21 protein-coding genes and 1 tRNA gene are annotated in these 22836 nt (G+C 60.9%); 13 read left to right on the top strand and 9 right to left on the bottom strand.

All coding sequences use genetic code 11. The features are described 5' to 3' along the window. Nucleotides 1-14 precede the first annotated feature (14 nt). Nucleotides 15-1394 carry a class II 3-deoxy-7-phosphoheptulonate synthase gene (locus ACQ66M_RS01225; protein WP_350174839.1) on the bottom strand — a complete coding sequence of 460 codons (1380 nt, stop codon included), beginning with the start codon at nt 1392-1394 and terminating at the stop codon, nt 15-17. Nucleotides 1395-1545: 151 nt separating this feature from the next. Here ACQ66M_RS01225 and ACQ66M_RS01230 point away from each other — a divergent pair, with 151 nt between their 5' ends. Next, nucleotides 1546-2844: an AAA family ATPase gene (locus ACQ66M_RS01230; protein ID WP_350174841.1), complete on the top strand. Its 1299-nt coding sequence runs from the start codon at nt 1546-1548 to the stop codon at nt 2842-2844. 10 nt (nt 2845-2854) lie between these two features. Here the strand turns inward: ACQ66M_RS01230 and gor are convergent, their stop codons facing one another. From gor to glmU, 3 genes are all read right to left on the bottom strand, one after another. Beyond that, a complete protein-coding gene (gor, locus tag ACQ66M_RS01235) occupies nt 2855-4249 on the bottom strand; it encodes a glutathione-disulfide reductase (RefSeq protein WP_350174843.1) in 1395 nt (464 codons plus the stop codon). A 96-nt stretch (nt 4250-4345) separates the two neighbouring features. Beyond that, on the bottom strand, nt 4346-5047 hold the full coding sequence (gene rpiA / locus ACQ66M_RS01240; protein ID WP_350174845.1) for a ribose-5-phosphate isomerase RpiA: 702 nt from the start codon (nt 5045-5047) through the stop codon (nt 4346-4348). Nucleotides 5048-5053: 6 nt separating this feature from the next. Next, the gene (gene glmU / locus ACQ66M_RS01245) at nt 5054-6427 is read right to left on the bottom strand and encodes a bifunctional UDP-N-acetylglucosamine diphosphorylase/glucosamine-1-phosphate N-acetyltransferase GlmU (RefSeq protein ID WP_350174847.1); all 1374 of its coding nucleotides are present in this window, start codon (nt 6425-6427) and stop codon (nt 5054-5056) included. An 86-nt stretch (nt 6428-6513) separates the two neighbouring features. Between glmU and gph the strand changes: the two genes are divergently transcribed. Further along, nucleotides 6514-7194, top strand: coding sequence for a phosphoglycolate phosphatase (gene gph / locus ACQ66M_RS01250; RefSeq protein ID WP_350174849.1), 681 nt, complete (start codon nt 6514-6516; stop codon nt 7192-7194). Here the strand turns inward: gph and ACQ66M_RS01255 are convergent. Next, the gene (locus ACQ66M_RS01255; protein ID WP_350174851.1) at nt 7191-7433 is read right to left on the bottom strand and encodes a hypothetical protein; all 243 of its coding nucleotides are present in this window, start codon (nt 7431-7433) and stop codon (nt 7191-7193) included. The two genes, gph and ACQ66M_RS01255, sit on opposite strands and share 4 nt — an antisense overlap. Nucleotides 7434-7917: 484 nt before the next feature. Between ACQ66M_RS01255 and ACQ66M_RS01260 the strand changes: the two genes are divergently transcribed. The 5 genes from ACQ66M_RS01260 (at nt 7918) to ACQ66M_RS01280 (ending at nt 12006) form a co-directional block, all read left to right on the top strand. After that, nucleotides 7918-7992 (top strand) — tRNA-Val (locus ACQ66M_RS01260). Between the two features lie 15 nt (nt 7993-8007). Next, a complete protein-coding gene (locus ACQ66M_RS01265; RefSeq protein WP_430401447.1) occupies nt 8008-8802 on the top strand; it encodes a lysophospholipid acyltransferase family protein in 795 nt (264 codons plus the stop codon). Next, a complete protein-coding gene (locus ACQ66M_RS01270) occupies nt 8799-10058 on the top strand; it encodes a 3-deoxy-D-manno-octulosonic acid transferase (protein ID WP_430401448.1) in 1260 nt (419 codons plus the stop codon). The genes ACQ66M_RS01265 and ACQ66M_RS01270 overlap by 4 nt, the downstream gene beginning before the upstream one ends. A 56-nt stretch (nt 10059-10114) precedes the next feature. Further along, the gene (lpxK, locus tag ACQ66M_RS01275; protein WP_430401449.1) at nt 10115-11050 is read left to right on the top strand and encodes a tetraacyldisaccharide 4'-kinase; all 936 of its coding nucleotides are present in this window, start codon (nt 10115-10117) and stop codon (nt 11048-11050) included. Next, nucleotides 11047-12006 carry a lysophospholipid acyltransferase family protein gene (locus ACQ66M_RS01280; protein ID WP_350174859.1) on the top strand — a complete coding sequence of 320 codons (960 nt, stop codon included), beginning with the start codon at nt 11047-11049 and terminating at the stop codon, nt 12004-12006. Before lpxK ends, ACQ66M_RS01280 begins: the two co-directional genes overlap by 4 nt. A 59-nt stretch (nt 12007-12065) precedes the next feature. On the opposite strand, the gene ACQ66M_RS01285 is transcribed toward ACQ66M_RS01280, so the two are convergent. Then, the gene (locus ACQ66M_RS01285; RefSeq protein WP_430401450.1) at nt 12066-13280 is read right to left on the bottom strand and encodes a potassium/proton antiporter; all 1215 of its coding nucleotides are present in this window, start codon (nt 13278-13280) and stop codon (nt 12066-12068) included. Nucleotides 13281-13502: 222 nt separating this feature from the next. Here ACQ66M_RS01285 and ACQ66M_RS01290 point away from each other — a divergent pair, with 222 nt between their 5' ends. The 6 genes from ACQ66M_RS01290 to ACQ66M_RS01315 are packed head-to-tail and all read left to right on the top strand — an operon-like array spanning nt 13503 to nt 19457. Beyond that, on the top strand, nt 13503-13919 hold the full coding sequence (locus ACQ66M_RS01290; RefSeq protein WP_350174863.1) for a hypothetical protein: 417 nt from the start codon (nt 13503-13505) through the stop codon (nt 13917-13919). A gap of 34 nt (nt 13920-13953) precedes the next feature. Next, nucleotides 13954-14943: a pseudouridine synthase gene (locus tag ACQ66M_RS01295; protein ID WP_430401451.1), complete on the top strand. Its 990-nt coding sequence runs from the start codon at nt 13954-13956 to the stop codon at nt 14941-14943. A 14-nt stretch (nt 14944-14957) separates the two neighbouring features. Further along, nucleotides 14958-16292, top strand: a complete 1335-nt coding sequence (locus ACQ66M_RS01300; RefSeq protein WP_430401452.1) for a cytochrome P450 — start codon at nt 14958-14960, stop codon at nt 16290-16292. A 9-nt stretch (nt 16293-16301) separates the two neighbouring features. After that, the gene (locus tag ACQ66M_RS01305; protein ID WP_430401453.1) at nt 16302-17639 is read left to right on the top strand and encodes a cytochrome P450; all 1338 of its coding nucleotides are present in this window, start codon (nt 16302-16304) and stop codon (nt 17637-17639) included. Next, nucleotides 17636-18376, top strand: coding sequence for an enoyl-CoA hydratase/isomerase family protein (locus ACQ66M_RS01310; protein WP_430401454.1), 741 nt, complete (start codon nt 17636-17638; stop codon nt 18374-18376). Before ACQ66M_RS01305 ends, ACQ66M_RS01310 begins: the two co-directional genes overlap by 4 nt. A 13-nt stretch (nt 18377-18389) precedes the next feature. Further along, nucleotides 18390-19457 (top strand): DUF2855 family protein, encoded by a 1068-nt coding sequence (locus ACQ66M_RS01315; RefSeq protein ID WP_430401455.1) that lies wholly within the window; start codon nt 18390-18392, stop codon nt 19455-19457. Nucleotides 19458-19460: 3 nt separating this feature from the next. Here ACQ66M_RS01315 and ACQ66M_RS01320 read toward each other — a convergent pair whose 3' ends face one another. From ACQ66M_RS01320 to ACQ66M_RS01330, 3 genes are all read right to left on the bottom strand, one after another. Then, nucleotides 19461-20330, bottom strand: a complete 870-nt coding sequence (locus tag ACQ66M_RS01320) for an OmpA family protein (protein ID WP_430401456.1) — start codon at nt 20328-20330, stop codon at nt 19461-19463. Nucleotides 20331-20478: 148 nt separating this feature from the next. Then, on the bottom strand, nt 20479-21771 hold the full coding sequence (locus ACQ66M_RS01325; protein WP_430401457.1) for an amidohydrolase family protein: 1293 nt from the start codon (nt 21769-21771) through the stop codon (nt 20479-20481). 14 nt (nt 21772-21785) lie between these two features. Next, a complete protein-coding gene (locus tag ACQ66M_RS01330; RefSeq protein ID WP_430401458.1) occupies nt 21786-22823 on the bottom strand; it encodes an alcohol dehydrogenase family protein in 1038 nt (345 codons plus the stop codon). Nucleotides 22824-22836: the final 13 nt, after the last annotated feature.

Below are 22836 nucleotides of genomic sequence, written 5' to 3' on the forward strand. Positions count from 1 at the left end.
TGTTTCGTCCCTGATTATCCGGCCTTCAGGGAAACATTCGTCTCCCCCCGGCTTACTCCCTGCAGCTTTTCGGCGATCATGAACGCGAGTTCAAGCGCCTGTTCGCCATTCAGGCGAGGATCACAGTGAGTGTGGTATCGAGACGACAGGTCCCCTTCCGAGATTGCCTGAGCACCACCGATGCATTCGGTAACATTCTGGCCGGTCATCTCGAAATGAACGCCGCCGGGATAGCAGCCTTCCGTCGACAGGACATCGATAAACTGGCGCACTTCCGACAGGATACGGTCAACAGGACGCGTCTTGAAACCGCTCTCTGTTTTCAGCGTGTTGCCATGCATCGGATCACACGACCAGACGACCGTGCGGCCACTCTTCTTGATGGCGCGTGCCAGCGGCGGGAGACCCTTTTCAACGCCTTCGGAGCCGAAGCGCGAGATCAGGGTAATGCGACCCGCCTCGTCCGTCGGGTTGAGCGCATCAATGAGGCGCAACAGCTCATCGGTTTCCATGCCAGGACCGCACTTGATGCCGATCGGGTTTTTGACGCCCTTGCAGAAATTGACATGGGCGTGATCGACCTGACGCGTGCGGTGGCCAATCCAGAGCATATGGGCAGACGTGTCGTACCAGTCTCCGGACGTGGAATCGATACGGGTCATCGCTTCTTCGTAGCCGAGAAGCAGCGCTTCGTGGCTGGTGTAGAATTCGACCTGCGCCATTTGCGGCACGCTGTTCGACGTCACACCGCACGCCGCCATGAAGTCCATTGATTTGGTGATCTGGTCGGCCAGGGCTTCATACCGCTCGCCCTGGGGGCTGCGATCGACGAAGCCGAGCATCCAGCGGTGGACGTTGGACAGGTCAGCATACCCGCCCTGGCTGAAGGCCCGCAGCAGGTTCAGCGTGGCGGCCGATTGCGAATAGGCCTGCATCAGCCGCTCCGGATCGGGGATGCGCGCTTCGGCGGTGAAATCCATGCCGTTGATGTTGTCGCCCCGGTAGGATGGCAGCGTGACCCCATCAATGGTTTCGATGGGTTCCGAGCGCGGCTTGGCGAACTGGCCCGCTATGCGGCCCACTTTGACGACCGGTTTGGCCGCCGCGAAGGTCAGCACGACCGCCATCTGCAGGATGACGCGGAACGTGTCGCGGATATTGTCCGGGTGGAACTCCTTGAAGCTCTCGGCGCAATCGCCGCCCTGAAGCAGGAATGCCTCGCCCGCAGCAACCTCTGCGAGGCGCTTTTTCAGGCGCCGCGCTTCGCCGGCAAATACGAGCGGTGGATAGCCTTTCAGGCGCGTCTCAACTGCAGTAAGGGCTGCAGCGTCGGGATAGTCCGACGGGATGTGCTTGGCAGGCAATTTCCGCCAATCTGAAGGTGTCCAGGTCATGTTCCATTGCTCCGTTGGAATGCTGCATAAATCACATGGACGTCCCTTGCTCAAGTTTCACCACAATTTCACAGCACAAAGGTGGCGGAATCAGCGCTAAGCCCTTTAGAAACGGGATCACAGCCGCCACCTGAAGGACCGTTCAAACCGCATGTCGCATGTCTACATTAGCCATTCATCCCAGGATCTGGACGCGCTGCTCGAAATTCACGAAGCGCTGCGCATGGCCGCGATTCCTGATTGGTACGCGCCAAACGAGAGCCAGGACCGCCCGAAAGCCGACCAGGCCATCGATGACGCCTTCGCGATGATCGTTCTGGTCTCGGCCAGCGCCGTCAGGTCGAAGTCCGTTCGCCAGGATGTGGAACGCGCCAAGGCGCGCAATGTGCGGCTCATTCCCTATCAGATCGACAAGGCGCGCCTGAACGGCTTTTTCAAGCACGAAGTCCTGCCGCACCTGAAACTGTCTTCCACGCTGGCCGACGGGACCGTGCAACTCGTGAATGAGGTGCAGAAGGCCTACAAGCGCAAATGCCCCGTTCTGGCGGTAATGAACCTGAAGGGCGGCGTCGGCAAGACCACGGTGACGAGCCAGGTATTCGGCGCGTGGCAGGGGGCGCTGGGCGGACGCGTGCTGCTCGTCGATCTAGATCCGCAATACAATCTGACGCAGACATTCTTTGACATGGAATATGCCGATGCGAGCGCGGCGGCGGACCGGTCCGTGATTTCCCTGTTCGAACGGTCGCGCCTGCATTCAAAGGACGCCGTCAGCCCGGGCGAGAGCTGGCTGACATTGTCGACCGAACCGTTCGCGGCTGCGCCGCGCAAGGATCTCGTCCACGACCTGATGGGCGAAGGCAGCCCCGGTGGCAGGCTGGACCTTATTTCCGGTCAGTTCGAGATTTCGAAATACGCGTTCGCGAATGATTCCGAGGCGCTCTTGAAGGTGAAGTCCCAGTTCCTTCGCATGGTCGACAACTATCGCAGCGAGTATGACCTGATCGTCTTCGACACCAATCCGAATGCAACTTTCCTGACGCGTTGCGCCCTGGAAGTCGCTGACCGGGTGCTGGCGCCCATGCACGCTGATGTCTATTCGCTTCGCGGCGTGCGCCTGCTGAACCAGGTGATTTCCGAACAGGTTGAAGAGAGCCGTCGGCCGGCGCTTTCCGTCTTGTTCAATGCAGTCGGGCGCAGCGAGCAATCGACGTTCGAAGCCGATGCGCGCAATGGGGCATTCGATGCGAAAGCCGGTTTCCCGCTGTCCAGGGCACTGCTGAAGTCAGCCCTGCCCCGCTCTGGCCACCTTGTGGTGAAGGCGCCGAAGGACGGCCAGCCACCCTGGCGGCAACTGCTGATCCACTCCGGCAGGGGCGGCGGATTGAAATCAGTCCGCGAGAGCCTGAAGACCGTGGGCATGGAGTTGCAGGCCCTGCTTGAGAGTTAAGTGGGCGAAGTCAGGCGGTCACTTCGGGCACCCATTTCTGGCGCATTGTGACCAGCTCCTCGGCGACGCTCGGATGAAGGGCGCATGTCCGGTCGAAGTCAGGCTTGGTGACGCCCATCTTGATCGCGATGCCGATGGCCTGGATCATTTCGGCCGCATCATCGCCGACGATATGGACGCCAAGGACGCGCTCGTCGTCCGGTTTGACGACCAGTTTCATGAGCACGCGGCTGGTGTCACCATTGAGCATGTTTTTCATCGGCCGGAACCGGGTCTTGTAGATGTCGACATTCCCGTACTTTTTTCGCGCATCGGCCTCTGACATTCCCACGGTTCCGACTTCGGGCTGCGTGAATACGGCCGTCGGGATATCTGAATGGTCGAAGTGCCAGGGCTTGTCGTAGAATTCGGTCTCGGCGAAGGCGTGGCCTTCCCGAATGGCGACAGGTGTCAGCGCGACACGATCGGTCACGTCGCCGACAGCCCAGACGCTCGGGACATTCGTCTTCGACCATTCATCCACAATGACAGCGCCATTATCGTCAAGCGCTATACCGGCCGCTTCACAGCCGAGCCCGTCCGTATTCGGGTATCGTCCAACGGCCATCATGATGACGTCCGCCTCCAGGTGGTGACCATTCTTGAGCTGGATATGAAGCGGAAGCTCGCCGTCAGTCTTTTCGATTTTCTCGAACACTGTCTGCGTAATGACGCGCACGCCAGCCTCTTTCAGACCTTCATGCACTGCCATGCGAACGTCTTCATCAAACCCGCGCAGCACTGTATCGCCGCGATAGACGAGGCATGTCTTCACGCCCAGCCCGGCGAAGACGTGAGCGAACTCTACGGCGATATAGCCGCCGCCCGCGATGACGAGGTGTTTGGGCAGGGTTTCGAGATGGAAGATCTCGTTCGAGGTGATGGCGTGCTCGACGCCCGGCAGCTCCTCAGCCGGAGGCATCCACGGACGGCCACCAACGGCAATCAGGATCTTGCGGGCCGTCACCGTCGTTCCGCTGGCCTTCAGGCGCAGCGTGTTGGCATCGATAAATTCCGCGCGCTCTTCGATGACTTCAACGCCCGCATTCACAAGGTTTCGGTGATAGATGCCGGACAAGCGGTCGACTTCGGCATGCATCGCTGTCGCGAAGACCTCGTGGTCGTAGGACACTTGGCCGACGCTCCAGCCATACCCCTCGGCATGCTTGATGTGCTTTCCGTAGCCGCTGGCATAGACCATGAACTTCTTCGGCACGCAGCCACGGATGACGCACGTGCCACCCATCCGGTATTCCTCCGCCACTGCGACTTTGGCCCCTGAGAGCGCAGCCAGGCGCGCGGCGCGCACGCCGCCGGAACCGCCTCCGATGACAAATAGATCAAAGTCGTAGGTCGTGTCGGCCATCGGGCAGTCCTTGTGTGCGGCCCGTATGGTTCGACGCACCTTGTGGCGCGGCTGCGGGCAATCCGTTGATTCTTCTGCAGATGTAAGAGGCGCAGCCTAGAATTCAAACACGGTTGCGCCGTTTTCGTTACCGATGATCACGGTGCGCGCGATATTGATGAACAGGCCATGCTCGACTACGCCGGGCACATTGGAGAGGCGCGCAGCCAGCGCTTCGGCGTCCGGAATCCGGCCGCAATGGCAGTCGAGAATGTGGTTGCCGCCATCGGTGACCAGGAGATCCAAACTGCCCGCCTGCTTGCGCAATTCGACCCTTGGGCGGTCGATACCCGCAGCGCACAGGACGTCATAAACCTTCTTGGCGGTGATCGTGTATCCGAACGGCGTGACTTCGACCGGCAAGGGAAAAGCGCCAAGTCGCTCGACCTGTTTCGAAGGGTCGGCGATCACCACCATGTGATCGCTGGCGCTGGCAATGATTTTCTCGCGCAGGAGCGCTGCTCCGCCGCCCTTGATGAGATAGCCATTGCTGTCGACCTCGTCGGCGCCGTCCACGGTCAGGTGGATACGGTCGACCTGCTCGAACGGAACCAGCGGTACGCCGAGGCTGGTCGCGAGGGCCCGCGTCTGCTCGCTTGTCTCGATGCAGCGAACGAGCAAGCCATCCGCAACCTCGTCTGCCAGCATCTCGACAAAGTATTTCGCCGTTGAACCGGTGCCGAGACCAATGGTCATGCCATCTTCGACATACTCCATCGCCGCCTGCGCCGCGTTTTCCTTCTCATGCTCGTTTGCCATCGTGGCCTAGTCCTTCTTGCCAGCTGCGGCCTTTTCGGCGCTCTTACGGGTTCGGAAACTGATCGCCCAGCCCTCGCGCTGGACGAGGTGTCCGCGCGCGACGGCGAGCGCATCGGCTTCGACATTTTTGGTGATGACACTGCCGGATCCGACAATCGCGCCCTTGCCGATATCGACCGGTGCGACGAGCGCGGAATTAGAGCCGATGAAGGCCTGTTCCCCCACATTTGTCATGTGTTTCATGAAGCCATCATAATTGCAGAAAATGGTTCCGGCACCGATATTCGCCTGCGCTCCAATGCGGCCATCCCCAAGATAGGCCAGATGGTTTGCCTTGGCCCCTTCGCCCATATGCGTATTCTTGGTTTCGACGAAGTTGCCGACATGAACACCCGCTTCGAGAACCGTGCCGGGGCGGAGCCTTGCATAAGGGCCAATCTCGCATCCCGCGGCGACAATGGCGCCCTCAAGGTGGCTGAACGCCCGGATGCGCGCGCCCGTTTTGACCTGAACGCCCGGGCCGAAGACGACGTTGGGCTCCACCAGCACATCGGCCTCCAGAACGGTGTCGTGACAGAAGTACACAGTTTCCGGCGCAACCAGCGTGACGCCCGATGCCATGGCATCGGCGCGTCGGCGTGACTGGAAAATGGCTTCAGCCTCGGCAAGGTCTGACTTGCTGTCGCAACCGATCAGGTCTGTTTCGGCGCAGCGCACGGCCTTGCAGATGGCGCCCTCGGCGCGCGCGAACCCGACCAGGTCTGTCAGGTAATACTCCCCTTTGGCGTTCTGGTTGGTCACGTTTCCAAGAAGCCGGAACATGGTTTCGGCGCGGCCCGCCATGACGCCTGAATTGCAAAGGTGAACGGCAAGCTGTTCAGGAGTAGCTTCGCGCGCTTCGATGATGGCATCAAGGTCGCCATCGTGCGCGAGAATCAGACGCCCATAGAGACCGGGTTCAGCCGCCTCGAAACCCAGAACGCCAAGCGCAGCGCCGGTTTCGAGCGCGGCAAAGAGGTCTTCAATGGCGCTGGCCGGCACAAGGGGACTGTCGCCATAAAGGACGACAAGGTCGCCATCAAACCCGTCGAGCGCGGCTTGCGCACATCGGACAGCGTGACCCGTGCCCTGGGGCGGATCCTGAAAGGCAATCGCATCGCGGCCCAGACTGGCGGTAACATGGTCGATAAGGACGGTTTGCGATGGATGGGCGATGACGACAATACGCGCGCAACCGACCTCATGCGCGAGGTTGATCGACCAGTCGATCATCGGGCGGCCGCCCACAGCATGCATGACCTTTGGCAGGTCGGACTTCATGCGCGTGCCCTTGCCAGCGGCAAGGATAATGGCAGCGCGGTCTCTGGCGATGTTTGTCACGGGCGGGCCCTCTCGCTTTCCCCAGACCTTTCGCCTAGACCAAAGGCCGATTCAAGGCGAGTGGCGAGAAAGGAATTCATAGAGGGATGAATGGCGTGTTTGACGGCTGGACGATTGTTTTCGATCTCGACGGGACGCTCGTGGATACGGCGCCGGACCTGTTGGGGGCGCTGAACCATGTTCTGGTCGAGGCAGGATTACAGCCTGTCGGGCTTGGGACGATTGCTACAATGATCGGCCACGGGGCCAAGGCGATGATCATCAAGGGCATGGCCGCGCAGGGCGTGGAGCCCGAAAGCCACCGGATGGACGGCCTGTTCAATCAGTTCCTGGCCTATTATGAGGCCAATATCGCGCTGGGATCGCGCCCTTTCCAGAATATGGTCCCGGCCCTGGACGCGCTGGCGGCGGCGGGTGCGACGCTGGCCGTGTGCACGAACAAGCGACAGAGTTCGACCGACCGGCTGCTGGCGGCGCTTGAACTGACAGACCGGTTCGCGGCGATTGTCGGTGCAGACAGTGTGCCCGACCGCAAGCCGCATGGGGACCACATCCTGCTCACGGTGGACCGCGCAGGCGGCGACCGGTCGCGCGCCATCATGGTGGGCGACAGCCGCACGGACGAAAGGGCAGCCCGGAATGCCGGGCTGCCCTTCATTTTCGTTCCGTTTGGATACGAGACCGAAACTCAAGAAGAAATCGGTGCCGACGCAGTTGTCAGCAACTATTCAGAACTGGTTTCGGTTTTACTTGGATTTGTCAGCTAAGCTGACGCCTCGGCGCGCGGACGATAGCTGGGGCGTGCTGCACCAGCTTCACCTGCCGCACGGCGGCGAGGCATTCCGTTTACCATATTGCTGCGAACATCCGTGCGGGCACTGCGCATTGCGGGGACGAAGCCTGCGTCGATCAGGTCGACATCAACTTCATAGCCACGCTCGGCCCAGTACGCATTGATCTTCTCACAGAGGCGCTTTGCGCCGTCTTCGTCACACCAGTCTTTCATTGTCTCTCTCTCCAGGCTTCTTGTCTATATTGGCGAATTACTTCGCCAAGGCCTGTCCTTCTTAAAATCAACACCGCGAACTGCTCTTCAGTTCATCGTTTATGACATGAAGATGACTATGTTTGGCATGTTTCTCAAGGGCGAATTCGAATGAAAATCGCGTAACAATACAACATGAACAACCGTTCATTATGAACAGTTGTTCATCCAGCTTTTCCGTAGACCTGATCCAGCCCGCAAATCGTGCAATCCTTTGCACAACAAGCAACCATTGCCGTGTTCTAGCCCCTTGAAGGAAACATGATCGTATGGAAGCGAAAATAAGGCAACACGGCTAATGCATACAAAATAGCTTGGCGACGGGATACTGCTTTGCATTTTTGCATAAACAAATTGTCCGCCAAAAGGCCCCGCGGCCCCGCGATGGTCTTCCCGGCTTGACGTAAACGGGCCATCGGATTACGGACGCGCTTTCCCGGAAACGGGGCGATTAGCTCAGTGGTAGAGCACTGCCTTCACACGGCAGGGGTCGCAAGTTCGAACCTTGCATCGCCCACCATCCTAAACAAATCAGTTGTCATTGCCAGCAGTCGTGGCGCAAGGCGCAAAGCGAAGTATAAGCGACGCGATGAAGTCCCTGTTCCGCTCCAAGCCTGTCACTATCCTGCTGGGTTTCCTTATATGGTCCTGGATGGCCATGATTGGCCGCACTGTGCGCTGGACTGTCGAGGGCGCAACAGAGGCCAGGGCATCATGGGTCTCTTCACCAGGTATCATCATCGCCATATGGCATTCCCGGATCATGCTTATCCCGTCGGGCTGGACACGGCTGATCCGTTTCTGGCCCGGGCGGACGGCAGATGTATCCATGCTGATCTCCATGTCGGGCGATGGCGAACCGGTCGCACGCGCGATGCGCCACTTTGGCGTCGGAACGATTCGCGGCTCTGCTGGCAACAAGAAGAAGGTCAGGAAGGACAAGGGCGGCGCACGCGCCATCATTGATGCGGTCAAGCTGCTCAAATCCGGCGGCGCGCTCTGCATCACACCCGACGGCCCCCGCGGGCCGCGCGAGCAGGCCGGCCTGGGAGCTATCCTGATCGCGCAGCGGGCAGGCGCGCCCATCCTGCCCTATGCCGTAACTACCCGGCCTGCCAAAAGGCTGAACAGCTGGGATGGGTTCTTCATCCCCTTTCCTTTTACAAAAGGCGCCATCGTGTTCGGTGAATTGCTGCAGGCACCGCGTGATGCCGACCCGGAAATGTTGCGCGCGGAATTGCAGCGGCGTCTTGATACAGCCACACGGCGTTCTGAAAGCCTTGCGGGATATGAGACATCACACACTGAGGTGGAGCCGACGAGAGAATGACGCCAGCCTTTCATCTCTATCGTATTGCCGGACGGATCGCATCACCGTTGTTGCCGGGATTGTTGCGGCGCCGCGGACGGGCCGGCAAGGAAGACTTTGGCCGGCTGAACGAGCGGCTGGCGCGCTACATGCCAAATCGTCGTCCCGGACGGCTGGTCTGGCTGCATGGTGCAAGTGTGGGGGAAAGCCGCCTGCTGCTTGAGCTCGGCCACCGGCTGGTGGAGGAACGGCCCGACCTGATGCTGCTCTTCACCAGCCAGACGCTGACATCGGCGCGCCTGCTGGGCCCTGCCCTGCCGGACGCGGCGATCCACCTGATGGCACCATTGGATACGCCTGCTATTGCAAGGCGCTTCATCAGGCATTGGCAGCCTGACCTGTGTGTATTCGGCGAAGGCGAGATCTGGCCGAACCTGATTTTCGAAGCGGAACGCAGCGGGGCGAAACGTGCGCTGGTGAACGCACGGATGACTCAGGGCTCGGCAGACGGCTGGCGCAAGGCCAGGAAGCTGTTCCAGAAACTTGTGGGCCGATTTGATGTTGTACTGTCGGCAGACACGGACACGGCCCAGCGGCTGGGAAGCTTGCTGGGACGCAATGTGCGGTCAGCCGGAAACCTGAAATCTGCCCTGCCTGGCCCCGAGGCGAGCGACCTTGAAATCAAGCGGATCCAGGACGGATTCATCGGCGGGCGCCGCTGCCTCGTGGCCGCATCGACACATGCTGGCGAAGAGGAACTGTTTCTTGATGCCGTGTCTGACATGCCGGATACAGCGATCATCATTGCGCCGCGCCACCCCGAGCGCGGTGATGACGTGGAAGCCGTGATCAAGGCGCGCGGCTTGCCGCATGCGCGCCGGTCCAAGGGACAGGTGGCCAATACGCGCACCCGCGTGCTGCTGGCGGATACGATGGGCGAAATGGGTCTGTGGCTTCGCCTGGCAGATGCTGTCTATCTGGGAGGGGGACACGCCGAGGGGGTTGGCGGACACAACCCACTGGAGCCGGTCAGATTTGCCAAGCCGGTTGTTACCGGTCCGCACGTGTTCAACTTTGCCCCCATGATGGCTGACCTTGAAACGCGCGGCCTTGTCAGGATTGCAAAGGATGCAGCAGGCGTGGCCGACGCGCTGATGAACGGCGCGCCGCCGTCACAGGCGGCGATTGACGCATTGGCGGAACATGCGGATGCGCCGATGGTGGAGACACTTGCCGCGCTGCTGCCGCTGATACCCGAACCCGGACTGTTGCAATGAAGGCGCCGCATTTCTGGTCAGCCGGACTGGACCCGCGATCGCGGGAAGCCGCGCCAATGACCCGTCTTTTGCTGACGCCGCTGGCCTTTGCCTACCGGCTGGGCGTGCAGCGCAAGCTGAAGAAGGCCATACCGGTCAGCGTGGACATTCCGGTGATTTGCGTTGGAAACCTGACCGTTGGCGGCGTAGGCAAGACGCCTGTCGTAGCCGCGATACGGGGCGTGCTGGCGGCCCGCGGGATGCGGGCGGCGACCCTTTCGAGGGGGTATGGAGGGGGCGCGAAGGGTGTGGTCAGGGTGCAACCGGGTACACACACGACGGCTGACGTTGGCGACGAGCCGCTGATGCTGGCCGCAAGTGGTGAGAGCTGGATCGGCCGGGACCGTGTGGCCGCTGCCCGCGAGATGCAGGCAGACGGCGTGCAGGTGATTGTCATGGATGATGGTCACCAGAACCCGTCACTGCACAAGGACCTGTCTTTCGTGGTGATTGATGCAACCGCACCGTTCGGGAACGGGCACTTGCTGCCCAAGGGCCCGCTGCGTGAACCCGTCATTGACGGGCTGGCGCGGGCGCAAGGCGTTATCCTGATGGGTGAGGGCGACGTTCCGGCGCCAGTCATGCGTGCGGCGTCCCCTGTCCTGCGGGGAGCTGTCGAGCCCGTCGACGCCATGCCGGAGGGCCCGCTGGTGGCGTTCGCCGGCATTGGCCGGCCGCTCAAATTCTTTGACGCGCTGAAGGCCGCAGGCGCGGACCTGCGTGAAGCGGTGGGCTATGGCGACCATCATGTCTATTCCGAGGGCGAGCTGAAATTCCTGCACAAGCTTGCGAGCCACCATAGCGCCCGGCTGATCACGACGACCAAGGACCATGTGCGCCTTTCACAGCCGGAACAGCAGCGCGTGCTTGCCTTTCCGGTCGTCGCCCGCTTTGAAGATGCGAGCGCGCTTGATGCGCTGCTGGCCCCGATCATCACCTCTGCGAGCAAATGAGCGAAACGCCTTCCACCTATGTCCGCCCGAAGGACATCGACAACCGCGCCTCGTTTGGCCAGCGGGTACAGTGGCGGCTGGAGACAATTGCCTGGGATGTCATCTATTGGTGGCCAATGAAACTGCTGGGGCCGGACAAGGCATCTGACTTCGGTGGCTGGGTGATGAAGAAGATCGGGCCCCGCCTGTCGCAGCACAAGACAACACGGCGCAACCTGAAGCTCGCCTTTCCCGGCTGGAGCGATGCCGAGATAGACCGCACCGCGCTGGCAGCCTGGGAAAGCGCCGGACGTACGGCGGGCGAGATGCCCCACCTGCCCGCAATTGACCCGTATTCGAGCGGCCGCGTGGAGGTAGTCGGCGTTGAACGCCTAGATGCCATCAATGTCAGCGGCAAGGGCGCGGTGTTCATATCCGGCCACTTCGCGAATTGGGAAATCATGCCTGCGGCCATCTGCAAGCGCATCCCGCATGCCGTGATGACCTACCGCGCACTGAATAATCCGCATATAGACCGGCGTATCAACAAGTTGCGTCATGACTATGGCACGGGCACGGCCGCGCCCAAGGGCATCGGCACGCGCGAACTGATGCGGGCGCTGGCACGCGGTGCGCCGGTTGCGCTGATGAATGACCAGAAGTTTCGCGAAGGCATTGCCGTGCCCCTGTTCGGGCATGACGCGATGACCGCGCAGGGGCCAACCCGGCTGGCACTGAAATATGGCGTGCCGATTGTACCGGTGTCGACTGTGCGCACTGGTCCGGCACGGTTTCGCGTGGAAATCCATGAGCCTTTTGTTCCTGAAGACACAGGCAATACGGAGGCGGACATCCTCGCCTCGGTGACGCGGATAAACCAGTTCCTTGAAGCCTGTATCCGCGCCGAACCCGGCCAGTGGTTCTGGCAGCACCGGCGCTGGCCAAAGGACGCCTGGCGCAAGGCAGGCGTGATCTGATCGCGGTCAGGCAGCGCAGGCTGGCTCTGGCAGCAAGCGATCCATGCTATTTGGGCTCGTCAGGTCTCAATGTCTGCCTCCAGCGCGACGTCCTTCTCCTTGAGCTTGAGAAGGTTTGCCAGCGGTGCGATGGTCCACCCTTGCGCGACGAGTGACACGACGACGATGACGAAGACACTGTTGAAGAACTGGATGGTGATTGGTCCGGGCGTGACGACGGGATAAATCGCCAAAAGGACCGGCACGGCGCCGCGCAAGCCGACCCAGCTCAGGAATACGTTTTCCCGGACCGAGAAGCCCATCCAGCCGATACTGACCATGACGGCGAGCGGCCGGGCCACGAACATGAGCACTGCTGCTACGGCAAGTGCAGGTCCGATATCCTCAAGGAGCTGGCTGGGTGCCACCAGCAGTCCCAGCATGAGGAACAGCGCCATCTGGCTGATCCACTGAAGCGCCTCATTGAAGTTCAGGATATTGTCGAGGGGGCGCCTGAGCCGGTTCCGGATGATTATGCCGACAATGTAGACTGCGAGGAAGCCGCTGCCTCCCAGCAAGGCAACAAAGGCATATATGGCCAGTGCTCCAGATAGTGCCATGGCAGGATAGGTGCCATTGGGAAGCGTCATCCGGTCGACAATGAATGTCAGGGCGCGCCCGCCCAGAATACCACCAGCCAGGCCGAAGCCTATCTGTGTACCGAGGAAGATCAAAAACCCGCCGACCTCCTGCAAGGATTCCGGCGGCCCGCCATTCACGATAGCCGTCAGGGATACAACGAGGAAAATGGCCATTGGGTCGTTGAGGCCGGATTCCAGCACTAGCGTGTTCTTGACGCGATCACTGATGCCCGCCTTGCTTTGCTGGATCAGCAGGAAGGTTGCAGCCGCATCGGTTGACGCCACTGTTGCGCCGAGCAGCAGGCCGACAATCGGAGGCAGGCCGATGACGACACTTGCGAACAGACCCACAACCAGCGCCGTCACGAGGACACCGAGGGTGGCCATCATGACGGACGAACCGCGCGCATTGTGGAAAATGCCGCGCTCTGTCTCCAGGCCACCTGCGAACAGGATGATGGCGAGCGCAATGCTGCCGAGATCAAAGCCGGTCTGGAAACTGTAGAACCGGATGCCTCCCGGACCATCGACGCCGAGCAGCATGCCGATGCCGAGCACGATGAGCAGGATGGGCGCGCCGGACCGGCGGGCGAGCGGCATGAGCGTGAATGTCGCGAACACGACCACGCTGGACAGAAAGATCGCCAATTCCATTTCCGTTCCTTCAAGGACAGGTCGAGCAGTTTGGTGCAGGCATCATGTTCCCGGCGCGACCGGCGACCAGAGTCCACGACCAAGCGGACAGGTTCGCGCAGGAATGATGCCTCCCATTGCCGCCGGGAGAGGAAGCGACAGCGAGACATCTGCCAAATTGATGCTACTCCTACGCTTTCAGCACAAATGCTCTAGGTTGGGAACAAGATGGAGGATGGCAGAATGCACTATGGAGAAATCATTTCACTGCTGGCACTGGGCTTTGGCGCCATTCTGGGTGTCATGGCACTGATCTCACCCAATTGGGCATCCGGCGTTGTCCGATTGATTGAAGACCCCGATCCAGACAAGCCGGGCGGCTATTCCGAGTTCCGGGCGACGTTTGGCGGCTTTTTCATGCTGTCCCACATGATGACAGCGGCCCTGCTGCTGACTGTTTCCGCGAGCGAGGTCAACCTGCTGAGTGTGCTTGTGGTGCTGCCGGTGGCGGCGGCGTGGATCGGTGCATCCTTCGGGCGGACGGTTTCCCTGCTGGTCGATGGCAGCAAGAACCGGTCGAACGGCATGATCCCGGTGTGGATTCCGATGGAATTTCTTGTCGGACTTGCTATTGCGGCCCCTCTCCTGCAATTCCTGTAGGAAGCCCGCAGGGGCCAAAACGAAAGATATTGATATGACGGAGCGTCGCGAGACGGGCCGCTCGCGCCAGGAAAAGCCTGGTTCGCGCCCCCAGAAAACCCGCACAGGTGCGGTCAAGAACAGCCCGGACACAGCACGTAAAAAGCCCGGACACAGCCCGAAAACGCTGGCCGAGCCCGACTGGAGCGAAGGCGAGCGCATCGCTAAATATCTCGCGCGCGCTGGCGTCGCCTCGCGCCGCGAGGTCGAGCGTATGATCGAGGCTGGCGAGGTGATCGTGAACGGCGTGAAGCTGACATCGCCAGCCTTCAAGGTGACGGGTCGCGAAACGATCAAGGTCGGCCGCAAGACGATCAGCGCGCCGGAACCGACGCGCCTGTGGCGCTATCACAAGCCATCCGGCCTGATCAGCACAAACAGTGATCCGGAAGGGCGCCGGACCATTTTCGACGAATTCCCGAAATCACTGCCCCGCGTGGTGACTGTCGGCCGGCTCGACCTGACAACCGAGGGCCTGTTGCTGCTGACCAATGATGGCGAGTTGGCGCGGGCGCTGGAATTGCCGAAAAACGCGCTTGAGCGGACCTATCGCGTACGGGCGCAGGGCACGGTGACCGACTTCAAGATCGCCGATCTTGCCGCCGGAATCACGGTGGACGGGGTGGACTACGCCCCCATCACGGCGGTTTTCGACCGCGAGAATGGCGCAAATTCCTGGCTGACCGTGACCCTGACCGAGGGCAAGAAGCGCGAGGTGCGCCGTGCGCTGGAAGCGGTGAACCTGAAGGTGAACCGACTGATCCGTATCAATTACGGCCCCTATGAGCTGGGCGACCTGCGCCCCGGCGCGGTGGAGGAAATCCCCTCCGAACTGATGCTTGAAACGGTCGGCCACATGATTGCCGAGGCCAACAAGCCGCTCGGGGAGGCCCCGAAACGTGACGCACCTGCCGCCAAGTCACGGCTTGGCACGCGGCCCGGTTCCACTAGACTTGCCGACAGGAAACGTCGACCCAGGAAATAGTAACGGAGAGCACCATGGCCGATACCGCGCTTGCCACCCCACCCGAGACCAAAATGGATCCGGGCCGGACAATGAGCGCGGCGGCGGCCGCGACGTGCAACCAGATCGTTGATCCGGCAGTCTATGCGAACCAGCCTGTGCTGGACGCGGCATTTGCCCGGCTGCGGGCGGAAGACCCGCTGGCCTGGTGCGAGCCGGAGCATTTCCGCCCCTTCTGGGCCGTGACCAAACATGCCGACATCATGGAGATCAGCCGCCAGAACCAGCTGTTCACCAATGGCGAACGGGAAATGCTGTCCTACAGGCAGGCCGAAGAAGGCGTTTATGCGCAATTCGGCCAGCCGCACCTGCTGAAGACGCTGGTCCAGCTGGACGACCCCCTTCACTTTAAATTGCGCCACCTGACCCAGGAATGGTTCATGCCGCAGAACGTGAAGAAGCGCGAAGATGGCGTGCGCGCTATTGCCAAACAGTTTGTCGACCGGATGGAAGACCTGGGCGGCGAATGCGACTTCCAGCGCGATATTGCCCTGCACTATCCGCTGCGTGTGATCATGCAGATCCTGGGCGTACCGGAATCCGACGAGCCGATGATGTTGAAGCTGACACAGGAGATCTTTGGCGCGCAGGATGAAGACCTGAACCGCAACAAGAAAAGCCTGGAAGACCGGGACGTCGAAGGCGGCCTGGCTTCCATCCAGGCCACGCTGGCCGAGTTTTTCATGTACTTCACCGCGATCACCGCAGACCGCCGCGCCAATCCGCGCGACGATGTTTCCACCGTGATTGCCAATGGCATGGTGGACGGTGAGCCGATCGGCCAGCTGGAAGCGATGAGCTATTACATCATCACCGCCGCAGCCGGCCATGACACGACAAGCGCCTCAACCGGCGGCGGCGTGCTGGCCATGCTGCAGGACCCGGCGCAGCTGAAGAAGATGATCGATGATCCGAAAGGCATGGCCCGCACCGCGGTTGACGAGGCCATCCGGTGGACAACGCCGGTGAAGCATTTCATGCGCACGGCCCATGCCGACTATGACCTGCGCGGAAAGACCGTGAAGGAAGGTGAGAGTCTGCTGCTGTGCTATCCGTCGGGCAACCGCGACGAGGATGTCTTCGAAGACCCGTTCAAGTTCAGGGTGGATCGCAGCCCCAACAAGCTGATCTCGTTCGGTCATGGCGGGCATATGTGTCTGGGCATGCACCTCGCGCGCCTTGAAATGCAGATCATCTATGAAGAGCTTTTCAGCCGTATCAAGTCGATCGAGCTGGCGGGCGATCCGACCTTCATCAAGGCAAACTTCGTCGGTGGTCCAAAGTCCATTCCAGTCCGCTACAAATTCTAGGAGACGATCATGGGCCTTCAGAACGTCACGGACACCTATCAGGTTGAACACGCGCCCACACAGCCCCGCCATGCGCCTGTGTTTGACCTTACACCGCCGGTCGACCTGACCTCGCCGACCGTCTTCTCGGACAATGGCGGCTATACGTTCGACGCCTTTGCGACCATGCGCGAACGGGCACCCGTGATGTGGCATCCGGAAGAGTATGGCGCCGGCTTCTGGGCCGTCACATCCTATGATCTGGTCAAGAAGATCGAACTCGACCCGGAGACCTATTCCTCCCAGAAGGGTGGGATACTGATGAATTACGGCATGGAGGGAACACCGCGCCACCCCTTGCTGCACTCGTCTTCGCTGAACTCGCTAATCAATCTGGACCGCCCCTACCATACGCCTCTGCGCATGGAGCATATGGCCTATTTTCGCGCTGACTTTGTGGCCGAACTTCGCAAGCGCGTAGCCGCGCATGTTGACGTATTGCTCGACAATATGGTGGCGCAGGGCCAGGTGGTCGACATGGTGGAACTCTTTTCTGCAGAGCTGCCACTGTTCACACTGTGCGAAATCCTCGGCGTGCCGCCCGCTGACCGGCCGAAGCTGGTCCACTGGATGCACTTCCTTGAGACATCGCAATACCAGGCGCAGCAGGAAGGCCTTGGCAATGTGAGCATGGAACAGATCACCGCCTTCATGAACGAAATCCAGGCGATGTTCGACTATGGCCGTTCCCTGCTGGCAGAACGCCGGAAGAATCCACAACCGGACCTGCTGAGCGCCATCGCGAACGTGGAGATTGACGGCAAGCCGCTGTCACCGGAATTCCTTGATGGCTCATGGCTGTTGATCGTGTTTGCAGGCAATGACACGACGCGCAACTCGCTGTCTGGCACAATGAAACTGTTGACGCAGAACCCGGACCAGAAGGCGAAACTGATGGCCGACGACAGCCTATTTCCGAACTTCGTGCACGAGTCGATCCGCATGGTCAGCCCCGTGACCTACATGCGCCGGACGGCGACGAAGGTTACAGAGCTTGGCGGCCAAGCCATTGCCGAGGGTGAAAAGCTGGTCATGTATTATGCCGCGGCCAATCGCGACCCGGCAAAATTCGATAATCCGGATACGTATGACATTACCCGCGCCAATGCGAAGGAGCATTTGGCATTCGGGCACGGGCCGCATGTTTGCCTTGGCCAGCGCGTGGCCAACATGCAGCTGGACGCAGCCTATCGCCAGATCCTCAGCCGCTTCCCCGACATTGCCTGGACAGGAGAGCAGGAGATTGCGCCGAACAATTTTGTTCACGCGATTTCAAAGCTGATGGTGGATATGGGCAAGCCCGCATGAGCGCGCTGGTCACGCGGGAAGACATAGACGGGCTGGCGCTGCTGACGCTAAACCGGCCGGACAAGCTGAACTCGCTGACCGTCGGCATGTTTCGCGAACTGCGCACGCATGTGATCGCCCTGAAGAAAGATGACACGATTGGGTGCGTGGTGCTGCGCGGCGCGGGGCGTTGCTTCTCGGCGGGGCATGACCTTGGCGACATTGCCGAAGGCGAGAAGGTGCCCTCCCCCGGATGGCATTCCGAAACGCTGCGCATGCTGGAAACCCTGCCCCAGCCCGTGATCGCCGCCGTGCATGGGCATTGCTATACCGGCGCTCTGGAAGTGGCGCTGGCGGCTGATTTCATTATCGCCGCTGACACTGCAAAGTTTGGCGACACGCACGCGAAATGGGCACTGACCCCGATCTGGGGCATGAGCCAGCGCCTGCCGCGGCGCGTGGGCGTGGCGACTGCGAAGCGTCTGATGTTCACGGCGGAAATGATCGATGCGGCAGAGGCCCTGCGGATCGGGCTGGCCGAACAGGTGGTGGCAGCTGACGGGTTTGACGCGGCGATCGACGCACTTGCGCGCCAGATCCTTGCGAACTCTCCCTTCTCCCATGCCGCCAACAAGCGGTTGCTTGAAGCCACAGACGCGCGCGATATGGATTCCGGCCTTCAATGGGAAATTCTCAGGAATGAAGGTGTCGGACCTGACATGCAGGCGCGAATCGGCGCCTTCATGCGCAAAGACTAAGGGGACGCAAACCATGGACTACCTGATCAGGCGCGATGACCTTCGCGATTGCCACTGGGCCGATGCGCCGATGACCGGCCTGGCCGACGGCATGGCGCGGCTGCGTGTGGACGCATTTGCGCTGACCGCCAACAATGTGACCTACGCCACGTTCGGCGAAGCGATGGAATACTGGAAATTCTTTCCGGCAGACTCGCCCAAGTTCGGGCGTGTGCCGGTCTGGGGCTTTGCGACGGTGATTGAGTCAAAGGCGGCCGGTGTGGATGTCGGCAGCCGGGTCTATGGCTACCTGCCAATCTCTGACACGTTTGAGGTTCAGCCCGCGCGTGTCGGCAGGGAGAGCTTCCTTGACGGCGCGGCGCACCGGCAGGGCCTGGCGCCGATATACAATACTTATGTGCTGACCGCAGCGGACCCGACCTATGACCCGGCCTTCGAAGCGCAGCAGATGCTGTTCCGGCCATTGTTCACAACCGGCTGGATGATTGATGACTGCCTGATGGAAACGGGCGATCCCGTGCCGGAGACGGTCGTGATTTCGAGCGCGTCATCGAAGACCGCGATGGCGCTGGCGCATTGCCTGAAGGCACGCGGCGTCGTCGAGGCGGTGGCGCTGACATCGCCGGGCAATGTGAAATATGTTGAAAACACGGGGCTTTATGCGCGCACACAGACCTATGATGAGGTCGACAGCATGCATGCGCGCGGCCTGACGGCCTTTGTCGATTTCCTCGGACGGCCAGCCCTGACGGCAGACGTGCACAATGCGTTGAAAGACCGGCTCGTGCGCAGCCTCGTGATTGGCGTGACCGACTGGGAGGGCAATCGCGCGCCGATCAGCCTGCCTGACCCGCAGCCGGAATTCTTCTTCGTGCCGACCTATGCCGCGCAGCGGGCAAAGGATCTGGGCGCCGATGTGCTGAACCAGAAGCTGGGCACGTCGCTGATGGCCTTCTACCGCGCATCATCTGCATTCGTGACACCGCAGGAAGAGGCAGGAATGGATGCCATTGATGCGGCATGGCACGACACGCTGGAAGGCAAGGTCAGCCCCGCGACGGGACGCATCCTCACCTTCTGAGGCCTATTCGGGGCGGCGGGAAATCCTGAATTCGGTCCGCACGTTGCGCTCACGGGATTCCGGCGTATCAGCCTTGTCCAGCGGCATGCTTTCACCAAAGCCGATGGCGGTAAGCTGGTCGATCGCCACGCCCTTTTCCAGCAGGTATTGCCGGATCGCATCGGCGCGCTTCTGCGACAGGACGAGATTGTATTCATCCGACCCGCGCGAATCGGTGTGGGAGCCGATTTCGATGGCATAGGCGTCACACAGCATGGAAATGCCGGCGACGGCATCAAGCAGGCCGGTGCTGACAGGCGAGATGTCACTGCGATTGGTCGGGAAGTAAACCTTCTGGCCTTCCATGGTCTGGTTCAGGGCCTGCTGGCAGGTTGTTTCGGAAATCCCGCCCTGGGCAAGTGCTGCGAGACTTTCGCCCACGCCCCGCACGCCACTTTCAACGCCGATCCCGTCGACGATGAGTGTGATCTCAGCCGAACCGATTGGGTCAGACTCCAGCGCCGACGTGCCGATTTCGACAGCGCGGCGTTTGGCGTCAGGATCGGGGGCCAGGCCGGTAAGCGTCGCCACGTTTTCGCGTGCCACGATACCCATCCAGGGATAGCCAGCCGCCGCAAGGGCCCTTTCGATCTCGCCAACCCAACCGGTCGACGCACGCGTCACCCGCTCAACCACTTGCGGCGCAGGCGCAGCAGCTGCGGTGAATTTGCCATTTTCGAACACATACAGACCTTCGGCAATGGAGACGCATTCAGCGTCATTGCCCGCTGGGCTTGCGATGACTTCGTCCGCCTTTTCGCCGCCGCAGGCCGCAAGGCCCATCAGGGCGAAAGAGGCGACGATCCGGGCCAGTTTTCGGTCGCGATGAACCATGGCCGACCCTTTTCCGGCAATGGCCCGAGGTGCTGAGGCTGGTAAATTATGCATACCCAACTTTCATTCCTTTGCCGCGCATTGTCAAAATGCTTCGCGGATTAGGCGAAAGCTTTGCACATTTCGGGCCAGAAGTGTCTGGGAGGCGCTAATTCAGATCCTTGTAAACGATACCGTCCTTCATCACGAAGTCGACCGATTCAAGTTCCGTGATCTTCTTCAGCGGATCAGCCGTCACTGCGATGAGATCGGCGTACTTGCCTGCCTCCAGTGTGCCGATGTCAGCCGCCATCTCCAGATGCTTCGACGCGGTCACCGTCGCGGAGCGGATCGCCTCCTCGGGCGTGAAGCCCGCCTCGACCATGAGTGCGAATTCGCGGGCGTTCTCACCATGGCGCGAGACACCCGTATCGGTCCCGAAGGCTACATTCACGCCGCCTGCGTGGGCCCGGCGCAGCATGTCAAGCATGAGCGGTCCGACGATTGCGGCTTTCTTGCGCGAGGCTTCCGGAAGCCAGGGCTCATTGGTCCAGCCCGTGACAGTTGCACCGGCAAGCACCGTCGGCACGAGGGTCGCATCGTGCTCCATGAACAGCGCAATCGACTCATCGTCGAGGTAAGAGCCGTGCTCGATGGAATCGACGCCGGCGCGAAGCGCGGCATTCACGCCGCCCTTGCCGTGAGCATGAGCGGTCACCTGTCGCCCCATCGCATGTGCCGCCTCGACAATGGCGACAAGCTCGTCCTGCGTAAATTGCTGCTCCAGTCCGGCGGACGTGTTCGACAGGACACCGCCGGTTGCCGTGATCTTGATCACATCAGCCCCTTCCTTGACCTGCTGGCGGACAGCGCGACGACAATCATCCGCGCCGTTGCAGACATTCGTCCCCGTAAACAGTTTCATGACAGGCGAAGAATAGCCGTTCACGTCGCCATGACCGCCCGTGACTGAGATCGACTGTCCCGCTGCGCGCATCCGCGGACCAGTGACCGCACCGCGGGCAATGGCATCGCGCAGGCCGAAGACGGAGTCATTGATCCCGCCAACATCCTGAACGGTGGTGAATCCGGCTTCCAGTGTGGTCCTGGCGAAGGCGGCGCCGTCAAAGGCGGTATCCACGGCGGAGTCCGTGAAGCCCTTGATGCGATCATCCGGGCCATTCTCGCCGGTGATGTGGACATGGCTGTCGATGAGACCGGGAAGGACATAGGCGTTCTTGAGGTCAATGACCGGTACGCCCTTCGCGCCGGACTTGTAGCCAGGCTGGATGGACACGATGCGCCCTTCCTTGACGGTGATTGTCTGCTGGGTGAGGTAGCCCTCGCCCGGAACCGCCAGCACGTGGCCTGCGTACACGACGGCGTCCTGTGCGCTGGCAGGACCTGTCGCCACGATGCAGGCAGCAGAGAGGGCGAGAGATTTCAAAAGTGCGTTCTTCATCGGATTGGTCTTTCTCAGGGCATCAGGATCATTTTCATCGCGCCATTTTCGCGAGCGTCGAACATTCGGTAGGCTTCGGCCCCTTCAGACAGGGGCATGTGATGGGTGATGGTTCGCTCGGGACGCAGTTTTCCCGCCTGAACAAGCGGGATGAGCTGTGGCCACTGGGCCGGCACCGAGCAGGTTCCAGTCCGGAAGGTGAGGCCCTTTATGAAGGCCAGCGCCATGGGAAACTTGAAGTCCATTGTCTGGTTAACACCGATGCAGGATACCGTGCCTGCATTGCGCGTGAGCTTCATGGACAGGTGGATGGCGGCATCTGCGCCAACGCATTCGACGACGCTGTCACACATGTGGCCTGACGTAAGCTCGGCAATCTGTTCCCGGGCCTCGGCCGCGTCAAAGGCAATCGCGCCTATCTCTTCTGCCAGCTGGCGACGCTCAGGCACCAGATCCACGGCAAAAACACGGGCCGCGCCCAGCAGGAACGCGCCTTCGACCGCCATCAGCCCGATCGGGCCACACCCGACAATTGCGACGGTACTGCCGGGCTGTATGTCGGCGTTCCTGAGGCCAAACCATGCGGTCGGGAGATTGTCGGTCAGCAAGACAGCCTGGTCTTCGCTGATGCCGTCCGGAATCCTGGCGAGGCCAAAGTCGGCAACCGGCACCATCGCGTACTCAGCCTGGACACCTTGCAATCTGGGGCCGAGCCCGTAGCACCGTGCGCCGATGGTTTCACACTGCGTGACATTGCCCGCCATGCAGGAGGGGCAGGCCCCGCAGCCGACTGCCGCAGAGATCATCACCCTGTCGCCCGCCTTGAAGCGGGACACGGCGCTACCGGTTTCAATGACTTCGCCGACGGCTTCATGGCCGACGCAATAGCCATCCGTTTCGGAAAACCCGTGGCCCTGATAGATATGAAGATCGGAGCCGCAAATGCCGCATGCCGTGATTTTCACAATGGCGCTGCGGATGTCTTCCGGCTGTGGTTCCGGCGCGTCGTCAAACAGGATGTCCCGTGCACCGCGATAGAGGAGACCCTTCATGAGGCGTGTGTCC

Origin of the sequence: Hyphomonas sp. (assembly GCF_965284475.1) — a bacterium.
In the GTDB taxonomy this organism is placed as follows: Bacteria; Pseudomonadota; Alphaproteobacteria; order Caulobacterales; family Hyphomonadaceae; genus Hyphomonas.